Origin of the sequence: Hymenobacter sp. BT491 (assembly GCF_014349165.1) — a bacterium.
Classification (GTDB): domain Bacteria; phylum Bacteroidota; class Bacteroidia; order Cytophagales; family Hymenobacteraceae; genus Hymenobacter; species Hymenobacter jejuensis.
Map to the genome: position 1 here is coordinate 246,064 of NZ_JACSJJ010000002.1, position 24,101 is coordinate 270,164.

Below are 24,101 nucleotides of genomic sequence, written 5' to 3' on the forward strand. Positions count from 1 at the left end.
ACAGATCTATGCCCATAACCGACTCTTTTCGCCGCCCCGATCTGCTTCGTTTGACCTACGACGACTATCGGGCGCTGCCTGCTATTGCCAACTCCGACCTGTCGCGTTTGCGCGATGCCTTGAATGGGCGCTACCAAAAGCCGACCTCCATGTCGGGGGCGTTGGGCCTGGGCACCGCTTTTCACACGGCGCTACTGGAGCCTGAGCTGTACGAGCCGGGCCTGCCGGGCATCAACGATACCCTGATTTGGTGGATGGTAGACGGCGTGAAGCTGGACCCCGACTTGCTGAAGCTGCTGGAAAACGGCACGCCCGAGCCCAGCTGCATTTTCACCGAGCCCACCACCAATACCGTCTGCAAGTTGCGCGCCGACCTGATCACGGCCGAAACCGATAAAGGCTACACCATTGTGGACTTCAAAACTACGGCGGCCCGCGACTACAACCACTTTTTGTCTCAGTGTAGCGGCTACGATTACGACCGGCAAGCAGCCTTCTACACCGATGCTTTGCACGCCGATCGTTTCCTGCTGGTAGGGGTGCAAAAGGTGGAACCGTTCAGCATTTTCACCGTTGAAGTGCCGCCGTACATGCTGGCCGAAGGCCGCGCCAAATACCAGCGATTGCTGAAAATGATTCAGCCTGCGGCTGAGCTGCCGTCGTACCTCAGCGAAGCCGTGAAGGACGTCATGAGCAGCTTGGGCCAGACGGCGGAAGAGTAGCGGCAGCGCTCAATAACCTGAATTAGAAGGAGATACACGAAGCAATCTGCGGTTTCCTTTTTCTTGCCTTCTGCTAATTACAGCTAGAAACGTTAAAACATATCAATTCATAAATATTTGATAATCAAAGGTTTATGAATTGATTATTCCTTGAGAAATTACGCTTTTGCTACCTTAGCCAACCGACCTGCATCCAACAGGTTATTCATCCGGCTTTTCACCCACATCGCCATGGATAGCACGCTCCCGTACGCGGTTACTTACCAGACTCGGCCCGCCGAACTGGTACACCTGTTTCAGCAGGAGCTGGAGCAGGATTTTCAGGCGCTGTTGCGCGGTGACTTGCCCGACATTCCGGAGATTAGCGAATACGCCGATCGGCTGCACGTGCACCCCACGCACCTGAGCAACACCCTGAAGCACGAGACCGGCCTCTCGCCGTGCGATTGGGTAAACCGCTACTTTCTGGCTGAAGCCAAGCGCCTGCTGCTCACTACTACGCTCAGCATTGCCGAAATCAGCAACAAGCTCACCTTTGGCGAACCGACCAACTTCACGAAGTACTTCAAGCGCCACATGGGCTTGACGCCCAAGCAGTTGCGGCAGCAGGAAACCGCGCAGAACTGACCGTTTGTCCCGCAGTTGCAAGTCGGAAAAGCTCACCATTCTTTCTGAACAGTTCACCTGTTTTCCGGGAGGTGGCCCGTGTACTTTTGCCTTATCGCAATCGATACGTAACGCCACTATTCAGATGACAACTGCACTTCAGACCCCCCAGAATACTATGCCGCACCGCACGCTGGGACGCGTAGCGGAGCCCGTTTCTGCCCTCGGCCTTGGCTGTATGGGCATGTCGGGCATGTACGGCCCCGCCGACGAATCCGAAAGCTTAGCCACCATTGAAGCGGCCCTGGAAGCGGGCATCACCCTGCTCGACACCGGCGACTTTTATGGCATGGGCCACAACGAAATGCTGATTGGTAAGGCCTTAGCAAGCAGTAGCTTACGCGATAAGGCCATGCTCAGCGTCAAGTTTGGCGCCCTGCGCGATCCCAAAGGCAATTTCGTGGGCTACGATGCCCGCCCCGAAGCCGTCAAAAACTTTGTTTCCTACAGCCTCAAGCGCTTGGGCGTCGACTGCATCGACATTTACCGCCCGGCTCGCGTCGACCCAAACGTGCCCATTGAGGAAACCGTGGGCGCCATTGCCGACCTTATTCAGGCGGGGCATGTGCGCTATCTGGGGCTGAGCGAAGTATCGGCCGACACCATCCGGCGGGCCCACGGCGTGCATCCGGTGGTCGATTTGCAGATCGAATATTCGGTCATGACTCGCAGCGTAGAGGCCGACATTCTGCCCACGCTGCGCGAGCTTGGCATCGGCATGACTGCCTACGGTGTGCTCTCGCGCGGCCTGATCAGCAACACTACTCAGAGCGCCACGCTGGCCAGCAGCGGCCAGCCGGATTTTAGGGCCAACCTGCCGCGGTTTCAGGGCGAAAACCTGAAGCACAATCTGGCCTTGGTAGATGCACTAGCGGCTATCGCCGAAACGAAAGGAGCTAGTGTGGCCCAGCTAGCGATTGCTTGGGTGCTGGCGCAGGGCAACGACATTGTGCCGCTCATTGGAGCCCGGCGTCGCGACCGCCTCACCGAAGCCATTGGCGCGTTGGTTCTCAGCCTGACGTCCACAGACTTGGCCCAGATCGAAGCGGCCGTGCCCCCGACCGCTGCCGCCGGCGACCGTTATCCGGCCGCCCAAATGGCGCACTTAGACAGCGAGCGGCGTCACTAAGGGACTTTTGTTGACGCCAACGAGCAGCCTTGGCTCGGCGGCTGGTCGAGGAGAAGACCAAACCGGTAGATGAACTTGGGCAATTCGTAGGTGAAGTAGGAGGGAAGCCCGAAAAGGAAGGTTGCTGGCATAGCGCTTGCAAACTGTCTGGCAAGCGCTTGATGTATCAAAAACAGCCTTATCTGCTTAGGAAAAGGTTATTTCTCCCACAATTTTTGTTTCCTCCTTTCCCATGAAAACCTCCTTGTTTTCCCTCGTCGCTGCTCTGGGCCTGTTGGCTTCTACCGCTTCTTTCGCCGCCGCTGCACCCGACCACGATTCGTATAAAGACCGCAAAGAAGCTATCAAATACGATCGGAAGATGGCTGCCGAACGTGCTCGCCGCGAAGCTGCCCAACGCAAGCTGGAACTGGAAAAGCAACGCCGCTACGAAGCAGAACGCGCTCGCATCGAGGCTCAGCGCCGCGAAGACCAGAGACGTGCTGCCGAGCGCGCCCGCTACGAATCGCAGCGCCGCCACGACGACCACGGCCGCGACCGCGACTACGGCTACCGTCGCTAATTGATTAAGCCAATCAACAAAAAAGCCTCGTCCAGCGACGAGGCTTTTTTGTTGGCGTAAGGGTATTAAAGCGTATTTGGCGGGTTCGTAACTACTTATCTAACATGAGTTTAGCTGCTTGCTCTCCACTGCCTAAGGCTGCCTCTACCGTGCCCATAGCAGGCCCTTCGTACAGCGCCTCGCCCGCGAAATACAGCGTGTTGTAGAGGGGTTGGTTGAGGATCGGGCGAGCGCTGGCCGTCTCGAGGGTAGCGTAGGCATAGGCGCCGCGGGCAAACGGATCGGCGCCCCAATTAATTACCTGTTGGCCCCGTAGGTGCGAGCGCAGGAATTCTGGTGTGGTTTGGAAGCAATATGCTAACGAGTCAAGTGACTGATTAACAATATCTTCTGCGCTAGCGTCATGTAGCTTGGCCGCGGCCGGGCCACCGAGCCACCCCGTCAGCAAAGGTTGCGGGTTGGGCAACTGCGACCACCAAGTGGGTACGGGGGCATCGGAAAACAGGAAGCCCATTTCGGGCGTGGGCTGCACAACCTCCGCCGACTTAGCATCCCAGAAGGCTTCGTCAAACTCCAGCAAAATCTTGATGACAGGGCCAAATCCCATGGACGCAGCCGCAGCGCGTTGTTCGGGCAGCTCTGGCGTAAAGCGAAGGTAGCCGGGCTGGCCTTTCGTGGCTTGCAACACGCCCAACGGCACCGTAACGAGCAGCTGCTGCGCTTGGTAGCGCCGGTTCTGGTCGCAGATAACCTCGACTTTGCCTCGCTGCCACCGGATTTCCTGCGCCACCGTGCTCAGCTGAATCGTGGCTCCGGCCGCCTGGGCTTGCTGGGCCAACAGCTCGATTAGGTGGCCATAACCGCCTTCGGGCCGGGGCGAATCTTCGGCACCGCCCGCGGTCCACTCGTCGCGGAGGGCAAATGTGCTGGCCCGGCCGGCATCGGCCGCGTCGTAGCCTTCGGCAAAGCGAATGGCCGAATCGCGCAGGTTGTGGTGCCGATCGTCGGGAAAATATTCGTCCAGAAAGTCCAGCAACGGCATATCGTGCTCCAGCGCCTGCAACGTCGAGAGCAGCAGAGGCATGTTTTCGATAAACTCTTCTGACTTCTGCGCCTTGCCCTGCTTTACCGCATAGGCCTGGCCCGCTGTATCGTGGCAGGCTATGTCGGCTTCGCGAAGCAAAGCTTGCGTCAGGGGCACCTCACCGTGCATAAACTCGGCCCCTGCCTCGGTGGGCTGCGAAAAACCCTGGCCAGTAAAGGTGTGAATACGGCCGCCGATTCGGCTGCGGGCTTCGAGCAGCACTACCGATTTTCCGGCGCGGGCCAAGTCGCGGGCCGCGATCAGGCCGGCCGCGCCGGCTCCTAGTACTAATGTTGTATTGTTCTGATTATCAGGCATATAAGTTTTGGATTTCCAACGGGCTTGCGGCGGGCTACGAAGCGTTGGATACAACAGCGCGGACCGGGTTGAGGTTGCGGGCGTTGGTTAAAGCAGTCGCGTTTCCCGTATACCGAAGCATTCCCTTGATTTAACACTTCGCAGTATGGCGCTTGGTCCTGTTTACATTGTGATGGGTGTGTCGGGCAGCGGCAAAACGACGGTCGGCCGCCTGCTGGCCGGCCAGTTGGCGCTGCCCTTTTACGACGCCGATGATTTTCACTCGGCGGCCAACGTAGCCAAAATGCGGGCCGGTACCCCGCTCACCGACGCCGACCGGCAAGGCTGGCTCGCCGACTTGGCGGCCGGTATAACGAGCTGGGAGCGAGCGGGCGGCGCGGTGCTGGCCTGCTCAGCCCTGAAAGAAAGTTACCGCCGCACTCTGCAAGCAGGGGCCCAGAATCCGCTGCGATGGGTGTTTCTCGAGGGCTCCGCCGAACTGCTACGCGCGCGCTTGCAGGCGCGCCAGGGGCACTACATGGGCGCCGCCTTACTCGACTCGCAGCTGGCCACTTTGGAGCCGCCTGCCTACGCCTTGCGACTGCCTCTGGAGGGCCAAATGCCTGAGACACTAGTGGCCCAAATCGTGCGCTCCGAACAGTGGAGCTTGGTCAAATAGAATCAGAATTCTGGGACCTGGAAAGCAGAATGGATGCGAATATTTTAGAAATAAGTATTTGATAATCAAAAGATTATATCAAAATAAAGCCTTAGTGTTCTGGCAACGTACTGGTCGTGAGGTAAATACGGAAGGTGGTGCCTTCGCCCAGTGTGCTTTGCACCTCGATACGCCCGCCGACCTGGCGTACCATTCGGTTGACGAGGTACAGGCCCACGCCGGAACCCGGAACGTGGTCGTGAAAGCGCCGAAACATCTGGAACAGGTCGGGGCCGTAGCGAGCCAAGTCGAGGCCTAGGCCGTTGTCCTGCACCACCAGCACCGGCGCGCCTTCGTCGGAGAGCTCGCTAGTGATCCGCACGACGGGCGCCCGCTCGGAATGCGCGTATTTCAGGGCGTTGCTGAGCAGGTTGTACAACACACTCTGCAGATTCAGTCGCACAAAGCGCACGACTGGCACGGCGCTGAAATTCACCTCAAACCTGGCCTTGGTCGCGACGGCCTGGTCGAGCATGCTCTGCATTACTTCGCGTGTAAGTGGCAGCAGCTCAACGTTTTCAATTGCCGAATCCTCGTTGCGCCGCTCGACCTGCACCACTTCGGCCAGGCCCTGAATGGTGCCGTGAATCTGGCTGAGCGAATTCTCAAACATCTGCACCAGCAGGGCCGCTTCCGGGTCGTGAAAAGTGGCTGTGCGCTTGAGCTCTTCAAATACGCCGGCCATGTTGTTGATGGGCTGCTTGAGGTCGTGGGAGGCGGTGTATACGAAGTTATCTAGCTCCTGATTGGTGTGGGTAAGCTGCTCGTTGGCGAGGGCCAGCTCGGCGTTGGCAACCCGCAGGCCGTCGTTGGTGTTGGCCAGTTGCTCGGTCAGGTCCTGGAGTCGCTGCTGCGTTTGCTGGCGCTCCGTTACGTCGGTTACCACGCCCGCAATGCGAATGGGTTTTCCCTCGGCATCATAAAAAACTTTGCCCTTAGCTTCCATCCAGCGGTGCTCGCCGTTGGGGAGTTGAATGCGCGGATTCAGCCATAGCACTCCCGAAGTCAGCGACCGATCGTACTGGTCCATGACGCGGGCGTGGTCTTCGGGTAGCATGTGTTCCAGCAGCGTATCCATGTTGTGCCATTCCCGGAGCGGCGTGTCGTAGCCAAACAAGTGGTCGTGCCGCTCGCTGCGCTCGGTTTTGTTCGTCAGCAAATCCAGGTCGACGGTGGCCATACTGCCGGCTTCTAGGGCCAGCTGCAGGCGTTCCTCGTTCTGCTCCATCTTGCGCCTTGCCAAGACATACTCAGTCACGTCCAAGGCATACTGAATGATGCCGTCGATTACGCCGTGCTCATCGCGCGTGGCTTGGCAAGCTATGTTGTAAAAGCCTTCCTGCAACGCCCCTTCTTGGTTGGGGTCGGTCAGCCAGACCAATGATTCGCTGGCATAATAGGGCTCGCCGGTCTGGAACACCCGATCCAGCATTTCAAAGTACCCCTGTCCTTCCAGCTCCGGCAGCGCGTCTTTTATGGGCAGGCCCACCAACGGGCGGTACCCCAGCGTGCGCAGGTAAGCGGGGTTAACCAGCTCATACACGTGCTCCGGCCCGCGAAATGTACACATCGGGGCGGGCATCTGCATCAAAAACGACCGGAAGCGCTCGCGTTGAACGTGGGCCTCTTGCAAAGCCTGCCGGAGCTTGTGGGTGCGGTCGGCCACGCGGCCTTCGAGCTCTAGGTTGAGCTGCTGCAAAGCCCGCTGCACGCGAAAAAGCTCGTCGATGTTGAGTCGGTTTTGATCGTTAGCTACCCGCAGTTCTTCGTTGAGAGCAACCAGGTCCTCGTTGGCCGTTTCCAGCTCCTGATTCAGCGTGCGGAGCTGCTTTTCCTTTTCCTCTATCTGCCGGCGGGCCTGCACCTGCTCGGTTACCTCTACGGCCACATCCGCCACGCCCAGCAGCCGGCCTTGCTCGTCGTAAAGCGGCTGAAATACAAAGTTATAGTAAGTAGTCAGGAGCTGGCCCTGCCGCAGCATCTGTGCGGGCGCTTCGGTACCTGCAAAAGGCACTTCTGTGCGAAAAACGTTGGCCAGGGCTTCATCGAAGCCCTGGCCGCGCAGCTCCGGCATCGCTTCGAGCAGGGTTTTGCCCAGTACCTCTTCCGGCCGTCGGCCCCACATGGCGCAGATCTTGGGGTTGGCCATACTGATGCGCCGCTCCGGGCCTTCAAACAAGCCAATTGCGACCGGCGTCTGGTTCAACAGTGCCTCCAGATGGTTGCGCTGGCTTTCGGCCAACGCCAGGGCCGCGCGTTCGCGGGCCTGGCTTTCGCGCAGGGCTTTTTCCACGGCCGTGCGGTCGTGCTCGGCTGTATCGGTGAAGCTCACCAGCAGGCCATCACCCACGCGCTTTGCCGACAGGTGAAAGTAATTGTCGAGTCCGTCGCCCTGATAATTGATGCTGTAACAAGCGTGCTCCCCCGATTTGTAGGCCTGGCAATGAAATTCAAAAACCCCCGTAGCCTGCGTGTGCGGAAACAGGTGCAGGTACGTTTGCGTGGGCCGCGCCGGCAGCTGCAGCATTTTCTGCGCCTTGGGGTTGAGCAGAACGATCTCGAAATCAATTATTTCTGATTCGGTGCCATAAATGGGCCGGTAGAGCGCCACGCCCGTGAGCGAGGCGTTGAGCAGGGACTCTAACAATTCATCGAGCGGAAATAATGCCCGCATCTCAGAGGTCAGCGTGGTAGAAGGCGCACCAGAATCAGACATAACGGGAATAAGCTGCGTGATAAAAAAGCAACATAGCGGGTGCCCCAGTCCACGGGTGCAGTAAGCGCAGTGGATAGCGCCTGCCGACGCACCCAACCGGCTGCCGCTAGCTTCAACGGCTTCTTGGACTGGCTGTTTTGTATTCCCGATTCAAGTTTCGCTTGCTAAACCGCTTCAACTTGATTAAGCAAACATAAATATCTTATTATCAGGCGTTTAGTTGATAAACTTAAGCTAAGTAATTCCTTGGGCTACAACCCGGCAAAAAGACTCAGCAACCAACCGCAGCACCTTTTTTCAACTAAAGCCCTGAACGGACCGGCGGCATTCGGCGGCCGGAATTTGGGAAGCCCGGCTCGCTTTCCGAACAGTGCCGTTGTTTCCGCTGGCTGGTATTTAAGCGATTATATATAGGATGGTGCCAATATCCTATATTACCCGAGGATTAGCTTGGCTTTGTCACTTCTTTCCACTCCACTTCCCCTACTAGTATGCGGAACACATACCTTATTGCTGCGCTGACCCTGGTGGGTTGGCTCTGTCTTGGCTTGCTGCTGCCCACGCGGGCACTGGCTCAGGCTGGGGGCTCTGCGCAGGCGTACACGCTGCAGGGCCGCGTCACGGATGAGCGCGGGCAAGGCCTGCCTGGTGCCACTGTACTGATTACGGGCACCACGCTCGGCGCCTCTACCAACGCCGACGGCGGGTACAGCCTGACCGTAAACGTAGCGCCCGGAAGCTACACGATCACATTTTCTACCATCGGCTTCCGGGCGGCGACGCGGTCCGTAACACTGGGCAGCAACCCGACCGTAACCACCGACGTGTCGCTTACCGAGGCCCGGCAAAGCCTGGATGCGGTAGTGGTGGTGGGCTCGACGGTCAGCGTAAACAAACGCGAACTGGGCAACTCCATCAACACGGTTTCGGCCCGCGAGCTGACGCAGAGTGGCTCGGGCGCGGTGCTGAACTCCTTACAAGGTAAGGTTCCCGGCGCGCAGATCGTGCAAAACTCCGGCGATCCGGCCGGCTCGATGTCGGTGCGGCTGCGCGGCATTCACTCGCTGGCCGGCTCCTCCGATCCGCTCTACGTCATCGACGGCGTGATTGTGAGCAACAACAGCACCAACGTGTCGCAGCTGGCTTTGTCCAGCGACGTGGGCACGGCCAACGTGGGCCAAAACCGCCTCGCCGACCTCAACCCCAACGACATCGAAAGCATCAACGTCATCAACGGCGCGGCGGCGGCGGCGCAGTACGGTTCGCGGGCAGCCAACGGCGTGGTGCTCATCACGACCAAGCGCGGGCAGGCCGGGGCGGTACGCGTATCGGCTTACACTAGCTTCAATGTCAATGAGTTGCGCAAGATGGTGCCGGTAAATACTTACGGCAAGCAGTTTGGCTTCGCCGACCTGCGCCTCTACCCAATTGGGGGCGTGACGCCGGCTCAGCTGGCTGCCAACCCCGGTACTACCACCATCGGCATCAATCGGGCGGGCGTGACCACGCAGCTGGCCAGCAACCTCGTAGACGTGACCCGCTACAATTATTTCGACGACATTTTCCGCACCGGCCACGGCACCGACGACGGGGTGTCGCTGACGGGCGGCTCGGAGGGCACGCAGTATTACGTATCGGCGGGCTACCTCAAAAACGAGGGCATCATCAAGGGCACCGACTTCACGCGCTACAGCCTGCGCACCCGCCTCGATCAGCGCCTGACCAAGTGGGCCAAGCTAACCGCCGGGCTGTCGTATAGCAACAGCTTCAGCAACGAGAAGGCCAACGGTAACGTGTTTTACAGCCCCATCAACTCGGTCAACATCACCAACAACATCTACGACATCAACCGCCGCGATGCCAAAGGCGACCTGCTGGCCGTGGAGCCCACCCGCGTTAACCCGCTGTCGACCATCGAGGACATGAAGTTTACGCAGCGCGTAAACCGCACCATCGGCAACCTGCAACTCAACCTGACGCCGTTCCGGGGCTTCTCCATCGATTACCTGCTCGGCGCCGACGTAATTGCCCAGGCTGGCCAGGGCTACATCCGGCCGTATCCGTACCAAGCCACGGCCGGTCTGCCCGCGGCTCGCTACCCGTTGGGTTTCGCCTCCAACGGCCTGCTCAACGGCCTGCAACTCAACTCCGATATAAACCTGGGCTACGAACGACAGCTGGGCGAAGCATTTAAGGTGTCGGTGCTGGCGGGGTATAGCTACCAGTATGTCCGGCAGGAACTGACCCAAACGCGAGGCCAGAATCTGACGCCGTTTATTACCACGGTCAGCGGAGCGGCCAGTAATACGGTTACTTCCAGCTTCGACGTTCCCGAGCAGTTCGACCTGAGTGGGGCGTACGCGCAGGCCACCCTCGGCTACCACAACCTGGCCTTCCTGACCGGAGCCGTGCGCCGCGACCGTTCGTCGAAGTTCTCGGCTTCCGAAACCAACCAATACTACCCCAAGGTGAGCGGCTCGCTGGTGGTGTCTGATCTGGGTTTCTGGCAGGATGCAGGGTATGCTAAGGCATTCAGTACGTTGAAGTTACGTGCCAGCTACGGGCAAGCCGGTGGCCTGACGGGCATCCGGTCTTACGATCGGTTTTACCAGTACCAGCCGGTGGGCTTTTTGGGCCGGAATACCTACCTGCCCGGCTCGCAGCTGGCCAACTCCCAAGTGCGCCCCGAGCGCCTGAACGAGCTGGAAGTTGGCGCCGATCTGGGCTTTTTGAACGACCGGTTGAGCTTGGGGGCCACGGTTTACAAGCAGAAAACCAAGTCGTTGCTGGCCGCGCGCAACCTGGCGCCCTCTACCGGTGGCCTTACCATCGTGACCAACGTTGCCAGCCTAGAAAACAAGGGCTTAGAGCTTCAACTGAGCGCTACGCCCGTGAAAACGAGCAGTTTCACCTGGGATTTCACGGCACTCTACAACCGCAACCGCAACAAAATTGTGGATTTGCCGGGCGCCAACGGCTTGCAGCAGGCTATCTCGGTTGATAACGTAGCGGGAGCACCTGTTTACCTGCTGGCGGGCCAGCCAGTGGGCGTGTTCTACGGTTCGGGCTACGCCCGCAACCCCGATGGCTCGTTGCTGCTCACCTCGCAGGGCTTCCCGCAGGACGAGCGCACTTCGGGCCAGGCCGTAGGCTCTACGACCTTCACTCCGGCCCGCGAGAGTGGCGGCCAGCCCAGCTACGCGGCGGGCACGACCATCGCCAACATCGTGATTGGCAACCCCAATCCGAAGTGGACGGGATCGTTTAGTACCAACCTGACTTACAAGAAGTTGTCGTTGCATGTGCTGCTCGATGCGGTGCAGGGCGTGGACGTATTCAACGCCGACAAGCGCACGCGGCAAGGCGTCGGCCTGGGCGATCTGGCTGAGAAAGAGCTGCGGGGCGAGCTGCCGCGCGGCTACATCTTCGCCATCTACAACACGCAGGAATTCCGCATCGACGACGGCTCTTACGTGAAGCTGCGCGAAGCTGCTCTGAGCTACGAATTGCCGACGTTCACCAGCTACATCAGTGGGCTGACGCTCTCGTTGGTGGGCCGCAACCTGTATTCGTGGGACAACTACAACGGCTTCGATCCGGAAACCAGCGCCGGCGGCTCCTCGGACCTGCTGCGGGCCATCGACTTTGGCAACGTGCCCATTCCGCGCACTTACCAGATCAAGCTCGCTGCTACGTTCTAACCCACTCTCAATCTGCGTATTAGCCATGAAAAGATATTTCCTTCTGCTTTCGCTGCTGGCCCTGAGTTTGGGTAGCTGCAACAAAGAATACCTGAACCCAAGCTCGGCCAGCGAGACCCAGGTGCTCACGTCTTCCGACGGCCTGATTACCGTCTGCAACGGCCTGCAATACCGTTACACCACGGGCGGTGCCCTCAGCGTGCTCTACAACACGGTGGCGGCCGGCGGTCTGACCACCCGCGAGCTGACCATCATCAACGTCGGCAACATCGAGGAGTACAACGTGAGCCTGGGGGCCGGCAACCTGACCAACAGCAACGGCGTGGTGCGTAACCTCTGGGGGCAAGCGCAGCTGGTGCGCGCCAATGCAGACTTGGTGCTGCTGAACGCCGGCAACGCTCCCGATGCGGGCACGCGCAGCGGCATTGTGGCCTACGCCAGCATCTTTCGGGCGCTGGCGCTGGGCACAATGGCCCAATACTTCGAGCAGGCACCGCTCACGACGGGCGAAAACGCGCCGTTTGTGCCGCGAGTGCAGTTGTTGCAGTCGGCCGTGACGCAGCTGGAAGCCGCGGCCACGCAGCTGGCCACTACGCCTGCATCAACCGATTTTAACGCCAAGATTGTGCCCGGCATCGACCTGCCCAACACGGTGCAGGCCCTCATTGCCCGCTACAGCCTACAAGCCGGCGACTACGACAAAGCCCTTGCCGCTGCCGGCCGCGTCGACCTGACGAAGCGTTCGGTGTTCAACTTCGACGACAACACCCGCAACCCGCTGTTTGAGGTGGCGTTCGGCAACCGCAACGTGTTTGAGCCCACCGACGTCAATCTGGGGCTGACCGGCGCGCTGGCCCCCGAGGCCAACGACAAGCGCATTCCCTTTTATACCCGCGCCAACCCCACGGCCACGCAAAACCGGGGCACTGGTTTTTATACGGTGGCCGGCGCGCCTATTCCGGTGTATGTGCCGGGCGAGATGCTGCTGATCCGGGCCGAAGCCTATGCCCGCAAGAATGACCTGACCAATGCCGTCACGGAGCTAAACCGGGTGCGCACCAGCAGCAGCGCCGCTACCGTTACCTCTACCAACCTGCCCACGGCGCCTCCCGGTGCAGGCCTGCCAGCCTATGCCGGCCCGCTCACGCAGGATGCTATCCTGACCGATATCCTGCGGAACCGCTACGTAGAGTTGGCCTTCCAAGGCTTCCGCCTCGACGACAGCCGCCGCTTTAGCCGCCCCGGCCCAGGCACCACGGGGGCAGAGCGCAACCGCAACTTCCTCCCGTATCCTCGGGTGGAGCGCGAAAACAACTCTTCTACACCCACAGACCCAACTATTTGATTATTAAATAGTTGTAATAGACCACTGGGAGGTTTCAGTGGGTGAGAGTGTAACAAAAAAGGCCGCCGAAGCAATTCGGTGGCCTTTTTTGTAATATATTGATAGACAGCGTATTATCTGGCGCCGGGTGGGCAGTGCTCCTTCAGGAATTGCGTGTAGGTAGTAGCCAAATGGCGGCTGGTGCCTTCGCCCTCCGAAATGCTGTGCGTCCGGTTGGGGTAAGCCATCAGCTGGAAGGGTTTGTTGTTGGCAATTAGTGCGTTGATCATTTGCTCGGCGTTGTTGTAGTGCACGTTGTCGTCGCCGGTGCCGTGGATGAGCAGCAAGTGGCCGCGCAGGTTCTGGGCGTAGTTCAGAGGCGAGCCCTTCACGAAATAGTCGCGGTCTTCGGGCAGCAGGCCCATGTAGCGCTCCTGGTAGATGTTGTCGTAGTTGAGCTGATTGTCGACGGCGGCGATGGAAATGCCGGTCTTGTAAATCTGCGGGTACTGAAACAACAGGTTCAGCGTCGAAGAGCCGCCGCCGCTCCAGCCCCACACCGCCACGCGGGTGGTGTCTACGTAGGGGCGCTTCAGGATTTCCTTGGCCGCCATGGCTTGGTCGCGGATGTTGAGCTGGCCCAGCTTATGGTAAACCGATTTGCGCCATTCGCGGCCTTTCGGTGCCGGCGCGCCCCGGTTTTCCACCGACACGTAGATGTAGCCGTCGTCGGCCATGCTGCCGTTGTAGAGGCGGTTGGCGCCCGTCCCGAACCGGTCCGTAACCGTTTGGCTGGCGGGCTCGCCGTACACGTAGAATACGATCGGATACTTCTTGGTGGCGTCGAAGTTGGTGGGCTTCACCATCCAGCCGTCCATCGTGATGCCGTCCACGGTTTTAACCTGGAAGAACTCAGGCTTCGGCAGCTTCAGGCTGCGGGCCTGAGCGGGTGTTTCGCCTCCGTTCAGGCGCTTGTGCTCGGGCAGCGACACCACGTCGGAAACGGGGTAAGTCGAGCTGTTCGAGAAGGTGTGCAGCGCAATGCGGCCGTTGGGCGAAATGTCGTAGCCGTTGGTGCCCGCCAAGTCTTTTGGCGTGACGCGCTCGGCATTGCCGCCTTTCAGGGCCACTTTGTAGAGGTAGGTTTGGGTCGCGTTTTCGGGCGAAGCCATGAAATAAATCACGCCTTCTTTCTCGTTGAACGCTTCCAGGCTAATCACGTCGTAGTTGCCTTTGGTAAGCAACTTTTCTTGGCCGCCGCGGCTGAGCGCGTAAATGTGGCGCCAGCCGTCTTTTTCGCTAAGCCACAGGAAGCGCTTGCCGCCTTCGATCCAGTTCCAGCCTACGGCTTCGGCTTTGGCGTCAATCCAGGCCTTGTCGGTTTCGGTAGAGATGGCTTTCGAAGCGCCCGTGTTGGCTGTGCACAGAATGATTTTGCTTTCGTTTTGCCGACGGTTCAACTGCTGGATAATCAGCTCGTTCGAGTTTGCGGCCCATTCCATGCGCGGGATGTAGTGCTGCACGGCGTCGCCGGGTACGTCCATCCATTTGGTAGCGCCGCCTTGGGCGGGCACCACCCCGATGCGGCAGCGGCTGGGATCTTCGCCGACCACCGGATACTCGACGGGCACCGTAAACGGATACAGCGCATCCGTGGTGTTGAGCATCAAGTAGTTTTTGGTTTTGGTAGCATCTAACTGCCAGTAAGCCAATGATTTACCATCAGGCGACCAACGGAAACCGTCGCGGCAGTCGAGCTCTTCTTCGTACACCCAGTCGAAGGTGCCGTTGATGAGTTTATCGGTGCCGTCGGTGGTCAGGGCCTTGTTGGTGCCCGCGGCCAGATCCTCCACAAACAGGTTGTGCTCGCTCACGTACGCTACCCGCGTGCCGTCGGGCGAGAACTTGGCAAACATCAGCGACGAAGCCGGACGGTCTTTGCCTAACTGCTTGAATGACTTAGCGTTGATGTCATACACCCAAAAGTCGCCGCGGGTGTCGTAGCGCCATACTTTTTTGGTGTTCGTCTGGATGAGAACCTTGTTGCCGTCGTCGGAAAAGGAGAAGCGGCGCACCTTGATCGGGGCCGTTTGGCCCTGCGGCGTCAGCATGGCTTTGCTGACCAGCGTTACTTCTTTGCTGGGGTCGCGCAGGTCGGTCTGCACGATTTCGTCTTGCTGGACGTGCATGTAGGCGTAGCCGTCTTTCGTCCATTGGGTGCCCGGCCCCACCTGGGCCAGAGTTGGTTGCAGCAGCAGCACCTGGACAAAAACCGCCAGGACGCCTGCTTTGCGCAGTGCTTGTTTGAGCATGGAGGGAAATAGATTCAGTTTTGGGTGCCTGAAATTAGCCTTTTTACGCCGGACGGTAATTGACCTCACTCTTTGCAGCCTGGCCTACAAGGCCGGGCTACGGGTGCGGCTCCGTATCTTGCACCCAATGACGACGCTTCTCGGGCGCTTGTGGCGCCCTGCTCTCTACGTTTTGGTACCCGCCACGCTCTATGCCACCGGTTTGCATACCGAGGTGATCGGGCGGGCGCAACAGGTGGTGCTGGCAACGGGGCTTCTCAACCGCGCCGTTCCCAAGAAGGCGGTTCCCATTGCCAAGGCCGATTATTCGTTGATGTTGCGCACTCTGGATGGCCGCACGGTCTCGCTTTCGCAGCTGCGCGGCAAGGTCATTTTGCTGAATCTGTGGGCCAGCTGGTGTCCGCCCTGCGTGGCCGAAATGCCCAGCTTGCAGCGCCTGCACGACAAAGTAAAGCCCGACAACATTGCGCTGGTGGTGCTTTCGGTAGATCAAAATCCTGAGAAAGCCCGCCGCTTTGCCGCCCGGCGCGGCTTCACGATGCCCGTGTACACACTCGCCAGTGAACTGCCGCAAGTATTTGATACACAAGTACTTCCAACTACCTTTATTATCGCCCCAAACGGCGATATCATCGATCGGCACGAGGGCATGGGCGACTACGACAACGCCGCGATGATCCGGTTTTTGCGGCAGCTACAAAAGGACGCGCAGTAGACCTAAGCGCGGTTGGCTTCTTCTACCTGCGCTCGGATCGCCTGAATGTCGGTGCTGTCGATGGGCTTATGGATCAGGCCGGCTACCAGGGCGTAAGCATTGGCTTTGGCCGCGTCGGAGTGGGCCAGCGACGAGGTCAGCACATACACCAGGCAGTGCCCGCTGAGCTGCGACTCGTAGGGCTTGAGGGCTTCCAGAAACTCCCAGCCGTCCATGACGGGCATGTTCAGGTCCAGTAAGATCACCTTTGGAATCTGGGTGGTCAGCGTGTCGCGCAAGTATTCCAACGCTTTTTCAGCGCATTCAAAAGAAAGAATCGCCTCCGAAAACCCTTCCCGCTTCAGGAGCCTTTCGGTGAGAAATATGCTGGTGGTGTTGTCGTCGATCAGAAGGGTATCCATGCAAGATTCAGCGTAAAGCACTCAGCGTAAATAAATTAGGAATTGCGTGCCGGCGTTCACCTCGCTCTGTACGTCGATGTGCCCGCCCATGGCTTCTACGTGCGTCCTGACCAAATACAGGCCCAAGCCCCGGCCGGTGGGACGGGAATGAAACCGTTTGTAGAGCTTAAACACATCGGAGCCGGCTTTGGCCAGATCGAACCCCGAGCCGTTGTCGGCAAAGGTGATGAGCAAGCCAGCCGCGGACTGGCTGGCCGTCACGGTCACGTGCAGCGGCCGCTCCTCCGAGCGGTATTTGATGGAGTTGGAGAGTAAATTGAAGAAGACGCTGTAGAGGTAAGCCCGGTTGGCGCGCACGCTGAGGTCGGGAGGAAGGTCGAGCGTGACGCGGCCGCCGCAGAGCTGCAAAGGTTCTTCCAGGTTTGCGCAGGCCTGCTGCACCACGTCCAGAATCGCGACCTGCTCTGGCTCGGCCACGTTTTGCATGTCCCGAATCGAGAGAATCGTGTTCATGTCCTGCAACACCGTGTCCAACTGCTCGGTGCTGGTTTTCAGGTGGTCCAGCGTTTTTTCGTAATCGATGGAGTTGCGGTGTGTCGAAGCCAGTAAGTCCACGAGGCCCAAGACGTTGGCCAGCGGCGCCCGCAGGTTGTGCGATACGATGTAGGTAAACTGCTGAAGATCTTTGTTTTGGCGGTATAGCTCCTGCTGGGCTTTGATCTTGTCGGTGATGTCGGCAAAGTACACCGACAAGCCTTCTTCGGACGGAAAAGCCCGCACGTCGAACCACATCTGCATTTTTTCGAAGAGCGCTTCGAAGTGCACCGCGTGCCCCGTTTCCTTGGCCTGCTGGTAGTGCTGGCGGAAAAGGCCGTTGCGCTCTTCCGGAAACACATCCCACACGTTGCGGCCCAACTCGGCCTGCCGGTCGATGTGCAGCAACCGCTCCACTTCGTGGTTGATGTAGGTGAAATTCCAGTCGTTGTCGAGCAGGAAAAACGCGTCGGTGATGCTCTCGAAGATGGTGTTGAGCTTTTGGGCCTGCCGCTGGATAGTCTGCTGCGAAATGGCGGCTTCAGTGATGTCGCGGGCCACCATATGCACCCCCGCAATGGAGCCGTCGATTTTCAGCGGCACCTTGGTCACGTTCAGCACCTTGGGCTCTTCCAGGTTCTCAAACTTCACCGTCGTTTCAAACTGCACTTTCGTACCCCGAAACGCTTCCGCTAGCTTCTCATTAAACAACGGGATAAGCTCGGAAGGCAGAAAATCGGAAAATGGCCGGTCGAGCACCTCCGGTTTCGGCTTGCCTACAAACGCCAGAAAAGAAGGATTGGCATCGAGAATAGTTCCTTGCTCATTTTGAAAAAGAACCAGGTCAGGATTATTCTCAAACAACGATCGAAACCGTCGTTCGCTCTCCACTAGCAGCGTATTGTTTTCCATTGGCTATTCAGGCTGGTACACTCCGCATGTTGCCCAAGGCAGCGGAGGCTTCTTCTTTTACGGATAGCCGGGAGTTTGGTCAGCGCCGAGGCGTTATATCTTCCAAAAACCCGGAATATTGTAGCTATACAAATATTTGATAATCAAGTACTTATATATTTACTAAAAAGTATTTACCAATGCCTTACCGTAGCAAACGCAGCGTGGTATCCAGCTGCTGACTGAGCAACAAGTCGCGCGATTGCTGGCGCAGGGTGGCTTGTTGCTGGCGCTGTTCTTCCTTCTTAAAAAGCCGCACTTTGTACTTGCTGCCGGCAGCCGAGCGGTGCAGGTTCACGTACGTCGGGCGTCCTCGGGAGCTACGTACGAGCTGCCCGCTTTGGATTCGCTCGATGCGCTTTTTGTTGTCGCCAAACAGGGCCTGCAACGGGTTGAGGCCGACGTACAGATCGGTGCGCCCGTCGAGGAAATAATTGCCGCTGATTTCGAGGTTGCTCAGGTTGCTGTTCAGGCGCAGGCTCGGAATCATGAGCTGCCCGCGGTTGAGCACAAACTGCGTGCTCACCGGCTCGAAAAATAAGTGGCTGGTGCGCTCTTCCTTCATGAATTTGAGCGCCTCCATCAGCGCCTCCACGTTTAGCAATTCCAGGTCGCGAACGTCGGCTTTGAGGTACGCTAGCGTTTCGCTGAACACAGGCAAAAACGTGCCGTCGAGATCGGTGTGAAAGTCGGCCGCGCAGCGCATCGAACCGCGTACATTGTCGCCGCCCAACACGTTGAGACCCATCGTTTTGAGTGCGGCAAACAGCTCTGGCAATTGAATGTCCTGTAGCTCCGTCTGGACGTGCAGCGGGTGGTGCTGCTGGCCTTCGTGGGTGAGCAGGCGTCCGCGCAGCCGAATGCGCCCCTGAAAGGCATTGACCGAACATTCGTCGAGGCGCGCTTCGCCGTCGAGCAGGTGCGACACCAGCCGGAAGTTGCTGCCCGTAACGGCGGAGTAGCGCACACGGTCGGCCTGCACACGCACGACGGCCGTGAGTATATCGCTGGTTAACAAGGAGTTGTCGGGGGTGTCGGGGCGGGCGCGTTTGGCTACCCGCTCGGCTTGTCGCACGTCGGGCGTACGCTGGTCTTCTTCGGGGCTAAGGCTGGCAAGTAGCTGCAAAAGCTGTTGCACGTCGAGCATGGCGTAGCGCAGATCGAGGCTGGCATCGGCCGCAGCTAAGTGCGAGCCGGCCACCCGCACCGACGCCGAGGCATGGCCCGTGCCGCCGCGCGTGGTAGCAAAATCGAGGCTGGGCATGTGCAGACGGCTGCCGGTTTTGGTAAGGCGAAAGCGCAGGTGACGCAGATTTTCGCCCACGGGCAGCAGCAGTGTATTTACATCGCAGGTCACGTGGCCGTTGGCGGCCAGCAGCAAATCGCGTAGGGCCGGACTGCTCGGCGTTTTGCCGGAGCGCTGCGCCGGCCGCGCCATCTTGGCAAGCAGGTTGCGGTAGTTGATGGCCTCAAAGCGCACACCCAGCTGAAACTCAATGGGCGACACCTGATGAATCGTGTCGGTGGGCCACGACGCCTGCCCGCGCACCTGTCCGCCCCACACGCGGCCCGCCAAGTTGCGCAGCTGCACGCGCTTGCCATCGTGGCGCACGGTTACGGCCAGTTGGTGCAGCGTGTCGTAGGGCAGCACGAGGCGGTTGCAGCGCAGGGCCACGTTGAGGCGCATACCGGGCGGAAACAGGCTGCTGCCAAAGTTTGAGGCTCGGGAAGCCGGCGTGGCGCTGGTCCGTTTCCGGGCCACGGCGCGCGTGGCGGCAGGTTTGGGCGTGCTGCGGGGCATGGGCCGCAGCAACTCGCGCAGGCGGGCCACCCGCAGCTCGTCCACGGCAAAATTGCCGGTGACCATAGTGGTAGGATACTGGCCAGTCAGGTAGTCGAGCAGGTTGACCGTGGTAGCCGTGGCCCGAAACCGCATCTTGTCGAGCACCCCCGACGCGTTGGAGAGGTTCCAGATGCTGTCCTGCAAGCCCACGCGCACATTCAGCTCCGACATATCGGCCCCGCGGTCCAGCAGCACAAACGACGCATTGCGCAGGTTTACGCCGCCGCGCACCGACATGCGGCCCGTGGTGGGCACCGGCGTCCGGCGGCCCGGCGTGGGCGGCAGGAGCCCGTGCAGCTGCACATCCAGGTCGGCGATGCCACTGCGGGCGCGCCACAACCCGGGCGAAACCACGGCCGCCAGCTCCGGCAATTCGGCGCGGCCCCGCAAGCGTCCGCTCACAAACGGATTGTCGAAGTTGCTCACCGTCAAGGCGATATCAAGCTGACCTGCCGACGAATAAATGCGGCAGTGCTGTAGGGCTAATGAAGTCGTTTTGGTATTGTGTTCGGGGCCGTTGTCGTAGGTGCCGGCGAGGTCCCAGCGGCTGATGCGGCGCGTCGAATCGGGCCAGCGCAGGCTGGCGTTGCGCAAGCCAAAGCTCAGCACGTTGTGCGTAGTGACGGTCGGCCCATTCTGCCCCGAAATGGTATAGCGAATGTGCGCCTTGCTGGGGCTAGTCGCGCCCTCCAGATACGGTAACAAGTTGGTAGGCAATGCGATATGTAATACTTCCATCAAGGGCTGCATGCCCTCAAACTGCAAGTTCATGAGGGTGCCCGCACGCTGGTTGGCGGTGGCCGTGTGCGTGCCGCTGATGTGCACTGTGTCGCCGTTGAGCGTGGCGCGGGTGCGCCGGAAAGAGCCTTCGCGCTTCGGAAAATTAAACTGATAATTGACCCAGGCTTTCACCGGTTCGCGCTCAAAAATGGCGCCGCTGCTATTGCGCAGGTAGTCGAGCTGGCCGTCGAGGGTGCCGCCTGCGTGCAGCACGCCTTGTAGCAGGTGCGCCGTAAGCCGGGCCTTTCGCACGCTGGCTCCAAACGAGCTGTGCGCGTAGTCGTTGCGGGTGGTCAGGCGGAAGTTGTTGACAATCAGCGAGTCCATTTTGAAGTCCAGCGTCGGGCTAGAGCCCGTTCGGGACTTGCGCTTGCCGTGCAGGCCCCAGCTATGGCCCAGCGAATCGACGCGCTCGCGGAAATCCACGTCGCTGATGACCAGGCGGGTGCCGCGGATTTTGCCGCGCAGTAAGCTGCTCAGCTCCAAGCGCATATCGGCCCGTTCCACGCGCAGCACTTGCACAGGTTGCTGGTAAGAAGTATCCGTTAGGCTGAGGTGGCGCAATGACGCGGTGAGGTGCGGAAAGTCGCGCCAAGGCGATATTTCGACTTCAAAAGGCGCCAACACCAAGTCGGAGTTGTGGCCGAGTCGCTCGCGTACCAGTTGCGTCAGATGGCGCCGGCCAAAGCTGGAGCCCACCAGCCACAAAGCCAGCCCAGCCCCCAGCACCACCAGCAATAATCCGACAGCCAGTACACGCCGGAGCGACAAGAATTTCATAAGGTATGCTGCTTGCTCCGATGGCGCCGGGTATTTCCGCGGCTTTCTGTTGAGTCGGAATGTGTCAGCATACGTGAAACGAGGCAGGTTGGCTAAGCCGTATACTCGTCTCCGGTTCGGGGCTAGGCAAAGGCGTGAGCATATTAAGCAGTAATTTGTTTTTCTGTAAATATCGAGGGTGATAGTTGAGAGAAAATCGGATTAACCAGTATGCAACTCGTTCCGATGAAGTCATTTGATACCGCCGCGCTACCCGCCGCCGACTCCGCCGCGCAGCTCCGGCAGGCATTGCTTGCCGACCGCGAACGGACCCTCACGCGCCTCTACCAACGCACTTTTCCGATGGTGCGCCGGCACGTGCTACACAACGGCGGCACCGTGCACGATGCCCAAGATGTGTTTCAGGATGCGCTGGTCATTTTCTACGAGAAGGCCGTGGGCGGCACCCTGGTCCTGACGGCTTCGGCCAGCACGTACTTGGTGAGCGTCTGCCGCAACCTGTGGCGCCGCGAGCTAAGCCGCCGCAGCCACACTCCGCAATGCGAGCTGACCGAAACCGATCTTCCGGAAGATGCCGAGCCAACGGCGCCAGAAACGGAGTCCGAAACGGCCTTGTCGGTGCTCGAATATGTGGAGCAGCTAGGCGAGAAATGCAAAAGCATCCTGCTCTCTTTTTACTATTTCCAGCAGCCCTTGCAGCAGATTGCCGAGACGCACCATTACCGCAGCGTGCGTTCAGCCACGGTCCAGAAATTCAAGTGTCTGGAGCGGTTGCGTAAGTCGGTGCGGGCGGTGCTCGCAGAAACCCTTATCTACTAACACGTTATGCGGCCCGAACTAGAACGTCTGCAACGCATTGAGCGCCACCTGCGCGGCGAATCGCAGCCGGCCGACGCGCCCGACTGGAACGTGCAGGTGCTGCTCGATCCGGACCTGCACGCCGATGCCGAGGCGCAACAGCTTCTGTATCAGGGCCTATATAATGCCGGGCAGCGCCAGCTTCGCCGCGAGCTGACCGCCATCCACGACCGGCTGTACGGCCCGCCGCGCAGCGGTTGGCTCGGTAAATTTTATGGTTTATATAAGTATTTGATTGTCAAATACTTATAGCGGTATATCTGTTTCGCCAGTTTCCCTTTTTCTTTCCAATCGGCATACGCTGCTTGCCACTCAGCGCCCCTTTGCACAGGAGCGCATAGGCACCGTTCTGCCTACACTTTTCACCGTTTTAGCGATGTTAAACCACCTGGAATTCCGAAAATTCGCCGTCAAAGGCCACGGCATCAACGGCTTGGCCTTTGACCAATACTTTCAGCACGTGGCCGGGCAGGCGTACCCAATGGTCACCAACATGACGCGCTCCGTAATCGAGGAGCGCCCCACGCGCTTTGCCGAAATCGACGTGTTTTCGCGCCTGATCATGGACCGCATCGTGTTCTTGGGCACGGCCGTGGACGACAACATTGCCAACATCATCACGGCGCAGCTGCTCTTCCTCGAGTCGGCGGATGCGAAGAAGGATATCCTGCTCTACGTCAATTCGCCGGGCGGCTCGGTGTATGCCGGGCTGGGCATCTACGACACCATGCAATACGTCGGGCCCGATGTGGCCACCATTTGTACCGGCGTGGCTTTGAGCATGGGCGCGGTGCTGCTGGCGGGCGGGGCCAAGGACAAACGCTCGGCTTTGCCGCACGCCCGGGTCATGATTCACCAGCCTTCGGGCGGGGCGCAGGGGCCTTCTGCCGACATCGAAATTACGGCCCGCGAGATCCTGAAAATGCGCAAAGAACTCTACGAGATTTTGGCGAAACACACCGGCAAAACCTACCAAGAAATCCACGACCACTCGGACCGCGACTATTGGCTCCGCGCCGACGAGGCCAAGAAATATGGCCTCATTGATGAGGTATTGGAGCGTAAATAACTTTTAATCAATAGGTTGTATTATCGTAGGCTCAGCTTGGGCGGCTCTATGTCCAACGCCTCGATCTGAGCTTTGTATTCAGACGGGAGCAACGCACCTTTCACCCAGCGGCTGAGTGAGAGATGCTGAATCTGCCGGTAAATGGGCACGACCGGCCGCAACCACGACCAAGTACCCAGCCGCAGCAACTCCCGAACCGGTGCCGGCACCACGAGGCGCTGGGCTTGCAGCAACAGCCAGTAGCGCAGAGGCCCCAAGTGCCGCCGATACTGTTGGTACAGGTCGGCGGTGAAACGGCTGTATTCGAGGTCAGCAGCAAGGTGTTGTTGCCGCACTACCAGCCACGCCGCGTACGTCGAGGGCAAATCGGGAATGCGCATGCGCTGGCCCACGCGGGCAAAAACATCGAAAACTTCCTCTTTTTCGGCCGTCGTAAGCGGCCTTTCCAGCGCCTCAAACGACCGAATGGCGTAGTCGATGAGCAAATACAGCACGTCGCGGTACGCCCATGCCGGAATGGCTACGCCGCGCTTGGCCTCCACGGCGGCATGAATGGCCGTGATGGTGTCGATGGCGCGCTCGGCCGAGGCACGCTCGGCAAACACGATCTGGCGGGCGTACTCGACGGTGGAAAACAGGCGGCCCAACGGGTCGGCGGGCAACCGGCCGGTGAAATAAAGCCAGTCAACAGCTTTGTTGAGGGCAAACTCGGCCGCCGCGCCAGCAAATATGAACAGCACCGTATCGGCCTTGCCCCAAATGGTGCGCACGATCGAGTGGTTCGGTACGAAATATTCCATAATGTAAGAACCGGAAAGAAACGCAAAAGGCTCCGAACTACGTGGGTATCACCGCTTAAAACGATCTGCCGCTGCCTTTCCATACAAAATCTGGAAGCTCATCCGAATCCTGCGCACCGGATTCGCGTTGGGCATCTAG

General features: G+C 59.2%; 18 protein-coding genes. 11 read left to right on the forward strand and 7 right to left on the reverse strand.

Features of this window, described 5'->3' with window-relative positions; genetic code table 11:
• Positions 1-8: 8 nt before the first annotated feature.
• From H9I52_RS06930 to H9I52_RS06945, 4 genes are all read left to right on the forward strand, one after another.
• The gene (locus H9I52_RS06930; protein ID WP_187453266.1) at positions 9-722 is read left to right on the forward strand and encodes a PD-(D/E)XK nuclease-like domain-containing protein; all 714 of its coding nucleotides are present in this window, start codon (positions 9-11) and stop codon (positions 720-722) included.
• A 231-nt stretch (positions 723-953) separates the two neighbouring features.
• A complete protein-coding gene (locus H9I52_RS06935; RefSeq protein ID WP_187453267.1) occupies positions 954-1,349 on the forward strand; it encodes a helix-turn-helix transcriptional regulator in 396 nt (131 codons plus the stop codon).
• Between the two features lie 124 nt (positions 1,350-1,473).
• Positions 1,474-2,517 (forward strand): aldo/keto reductase, encoded by a 1,044-nt coding sequence (locus H9I52_RS06940; protein ID WP_262385979.1) that lies wholly within the window; start codon positions 1,474-1,476, stop codon positions 2,515-2,517.
• A gap of 232 nt (positions 2,518-2,749) precedes the next feature.
• Positions 2,750-3,079 (forward strand): hypothetical protein, encoded by a 330-nt coding sequence (locus H9I52_RS06945; protein WP_187453268.1) that lies wholly within the window; start codon positions 2,750-2,752, stop codon positions 3,077-3,079.
• A 91-nt stretch (positions 3,080-3,170) separates the two neighbouring features.
• On the opposite strand, the gene H9I52_RS06950 is transcribed toward H9I52_RS06945, so the two are convergent.
• Positions 3,171-4,481, reverse strand: a complete 1,311-nt coding sequence (locus H9I52_RS06950) for a flavin monoamine oxidase family protein (protein ID WP_187453269.1) — start codon at positions 4,479-4,481, stop codon at positions 3,171-3,173.
• 145 nt (positions 4,482-4,626) lie between these two features.
• On the opposite strand from H9I52_RS06950, the gene H9I52_RS06955 reads away from it, so the two are divergent.
• The gene (locus H9I52_RS06955; RefSeq protein WP_187453270.1) at positions 4,627-5,139 is read left to right on the forward strand and encodes a gluconokinase; all 513 of its coding nucleotides are present in this window, start codon (positions 4,627-4,629) and stop codon (positions 5,137-5,139) included.
• 91 nt (positions 5,140-5,230) lie between these two features.
• Here H9I52_RS06955 and H9I52_RS06960 read toward each other — a convergent pair whose 3' ends face one another.
• Positions 5,231-7,894: a PAS domain-containing protein gene (locus H9I52_RS06960; protein WP_187453271.1), complete on the reverse strand. Its 2,664-nt coding sequence runs from the start codon at positions 7,892-7,894 to the stop codon at positions 5,231-5,233.
• 491 nt (positions 7,895-8,385) lie between these two features.
• Here H9I52_RS06960 and H9I52_RS06965 point away from each other — a divergent pair, with 491 nt between their 5' ends.
• Together H9I52_RS06965 and H9I52_RS06970 are read left to right on the forward strand one after the other, a co-directional pair.
• Positions 8,386-11,595, forward strand: a complete 3,210-nt coding sequence (locus tag H9I52_RS06965; protein WP_187453272.1) for a SusC/RagA family TonB-linked outer membrane protein — start codon at positions 8,386-8,388, stop codon at positions 11,593-11,595.
• 25 nt (positions 11,596-11,620) lie between these two features.
• Positions 11,621-12,940 (forward strand): RagB/SusD family nutrient uptake outer membrane protein, encoded by a 1,320-nt coding sequence (locus tag H9I52_RS06970; RefSeq protein ID WP_187453273.1) that lies wholly within the window; start codon positions 11,621-11,623, stop codon positions 12,938-12,940.
• A gap of 113 nt (positions 12,941-13,053) precedes the next feature.
• Here the strand turns inward: H9I52_RS06970 and H9I52_RS06975 are convergent, their stop codons facing one another.
• Positions 13,054-15,231 (reverse strand): S9 family peptidase, encoded by a 2,178-nt coding sequence (locus tag H9I52_RS06975; protein ID WP_187453274.1) that lies wholly within the window; start codon positions 15,229-15,231, stop codon positions 13,054-13,056.
• Positions 15,232-15,358: 127 nt separating this feature from the next.
• On the opposite strand from H9I52_RS06975, the gene H9I52_RS06980 reads away from it, so the two are divergent.
• Positions 15,359-15,946, forward strand: coding sequence for a TlpA family protein disulfide reductase (locus H9I52_RS06980; protein WP_165699423.1), 588 nt, complete (start codon positions 15,359-15,361; stop codon positions 15,944-15,946).
• Between the two features lie 2 nt (positions 15,947-15,948).
• Here the strand turns inward: H9I52_RS06980 and H9I52_RS06985 are convergent, their stop codons facing one another.
• From H9I52_RS06985 to H9I52_RS06995, 3 genes are all read right to left on the reverse strand, one after another.
• Entirely contained in the window at positions 15,949-16,347 is a 399-nt protein-coding gene (locus tag H9I52_RS06985; RefSeq protein WP_187453275.1) for a response regulator, read from the reverse strand.
• Between the two features lie 21 nt (positions 16,348-16,368).
• Positions 16,369-17,793, reverse strand: a complete 1,425-nt coding sequence (locus tag H9I52_RS06990; protein WP_187453276.1) for a PAS domain-containing sensor histidine kinase — start codon at positions 17,791-17,793, stop codon at positions 16,369-16,371.
• Between the two features lie 184 nt (positions 17,794-17,977).
• Entirely contained in the window at positions 17,978-21,235 is a 3,258-nt protein-coding gene (locus tag H9I52_RS06995; RefSeq protein WP_187453277.1) for an AsmA-like C-terminal region-containing protein, read from the reverse strand.
• A 210-nt stretch (positions 21,236-21,445) separates the two neighbouring features.
• On the opposite strand from H9I52_RS06995, the gene H9I52_RS07000 reads away from it, so the two are divergent.
• The 3 genes from H9I52_RS07000 to H9I52_RS07010 all read left to right on the forward strand — a co-directional run bounded on the left by H9I52_RS07000 (position 21,446) and on the right by H9I52_RS07010 (position 23,162).
• Complete coding sequence (locus tag H9I52_RS07000; protein ID WP_262385980.1) at positions 21,446-22,054, forward strand: RNA polymerase sigma factor; 609 nt, start codon at positions 21,446-21,448, stop codon at positions 22,052-22,054.
• Between the two features lie 6 nt (positions 22,055-22,060).
• Positions 22,061-22,345 (forward strand): hypothetical protein, encoded by a 285-nt coding sequence (locus H9I52_RS07005; RefSeq protein ID WP_187453279.1) that lies wholly within the window; start codon positions 22,061-22,063, stop codon positions 22,343-22,345.
• A 124-nt stretch (positions 22,346-22,469) separates the two neighbouring features.
• Positions 22,470-23,162 (forward strand): ClpP family protease, encoded by a 693-nt coding sequence (locus tag H9I52_RS07010; RefSeq protein ID WP_139516632.1) that lies wholly within the window; start codon positions 22,470-22,472, stop codon positions 23,160-23,162.
• Positions 23,163-23,182: 20 nt separating this feature from the next.
• Here the strand turns inward: H9I52_RS07010 and H9I52_RS07015 are convergent, their stop codons facing one another.
• A complete protein-coding gene (locus H9I52_RS07015; RefSeq protein ID WP_187453280.1) occupies positions 23,183-23,962 on the reverse strand; it encodes an oxygenase MpaB family protein in 780 nt (259 codons plus the stop codon).
• Positions 23,963-24,101: the final 139 nt, after the last annotated feature.

What these genes read in the sequence shown, in the direction of transcription:
- H9I52_RS06930 (WP_187453266.1), top strand. Translation starts at nt 9, where the DNA reads ATGCCCATAACCGACTCTTTTCGCCGCCCCGATCTGCTTCGTTTGACC.
- H9I52_RS06935 (WP_187453267.1), top strand. Translation starts at nt 954, where the DNA reads ATGGATAGCACGCTCCCGTACGCGGTTACTTACCAGACTCGGCCCGCC.
- H9I52_RS06940 (WP_262385979.1), top strand. Translation starts at nt 1,474, where the DNA reads ATGACAACTGCACTTCAGACCCCCCAGAATACTATGCCGCACCGCACG.
- H9I52_RS06945 (WP_187453268.1), top strand. Translation starts at nt 2,750, where the DNA reads ATGAAAACCTCCTTGTTTTCCCTCGTCGCTGCTCTGGGCCTGTTGGCT.
- H9I52_RS06950 (WP_187453269.1), bottom strand. Translation starts at nt 4,481, where the DNA reads ATGCCTGATAATCAGAACAATACAACATTAGTACTAGGAGCCGGCGCG.
- H9I52_RS06955 (WP_187453270.1), top strand. Translation starts at nt 4,627, where the DNA reads ATGGCGCTTGGTCCTGTTTACATTGTGATGGGTGTGTCGGGCAGCGGC.
- H9I52_RS06960 (WP_187453271.1), bottom strand. Translation starts at nt 7,894, where the DNA reads ATGTCTGATTCTGGTGCGCCTTCTACCACGCTGACCTCTGAGATGCGG.
- H9I52_RS06965 (WP_187453272.1), top strand. Translation starts at nt 8,386, where the DNA reads ATGCGGAACACATACCTTATTGCTGCGCTGACCCTGGTGGGTTGGCTC.
- H9I52_RS06970 (WP_187453273.1), top strand. Translation starts at nt 11,621, where the DNA reads ATGAAAAGATATTTCCTTCTGCTTTCGCTGCTGGCCCTGAGTTTGGGT.
- H9I52_RS06975 (WP_187453274.1), bottom strand. Translation starts at nt 15,231, where the DNA reads ATGCTCAAACAAGCACTGCGCAAAGCAGGCGTCCTGGCGGTTTTTGTC.
- H9I52_RS06980 (WP_165699423.1), top strand. Translation starts at nt 15,359, where the DNA reads ATGACGACGCTTCTCGGGCGCTTGTGGCGCCCTGCTCTCTACGTTTTG.
- H9I52_RS06985 (WP_187453275.1), bottom strand. Translation starts at nt 16,347, where the DNA reads ATGGATACCCTTCTGATCGACGACAACACCACCAGCATATTTCTCACC.
- H9I52_RS06990 (WP_187453276.1), bottom strand. Translation starts at nt 17,793, where the DNA reads ATGGAAAACAATACGCTGCTAGTGGAGAGCGAACGACGGTTTCGATCG.
- H9I52_RS06995 (WP_187453277.1), bottom strand. Translation starts at nt 21,235, where the DNA reads ATGAAATTCTTGTCGCTCCGGCGTGTACTGGCTGTCGGATTATTGCTG.
- H9I52_RS07000 (WP_262385980.1), top strand. Translation starts at nt 21,446, where the DNA reads ATGCAACTCGTTCCGATGAAGTCATTTGATACCGCCGCGCTACCCGCC.
- H9I52_RS07005 (WP_187453279.1), top strand. Translation starts at nt 22,061, where the DNA reads ATGCGGCCCGAACTAGAACGTCTGCAACGCATTGAGCGCCACCTGCGC.
- H9I52_RS07010 (WP_139516632.1), top strand. Translation starts at nt 22,470, where the DNA reads ATGTTAAACCACCTGGAATTCCGAAAATTCGCCGTCAAAGGCCACGGC.
- H9I52_RS07015 (WP_187453280.1), bottom strand. Translation starts at nt 23,962, where the DNA reads ATGGAATATTTCGTACCGAACCACTCGATCGTGCGCACCATTTGGGGC.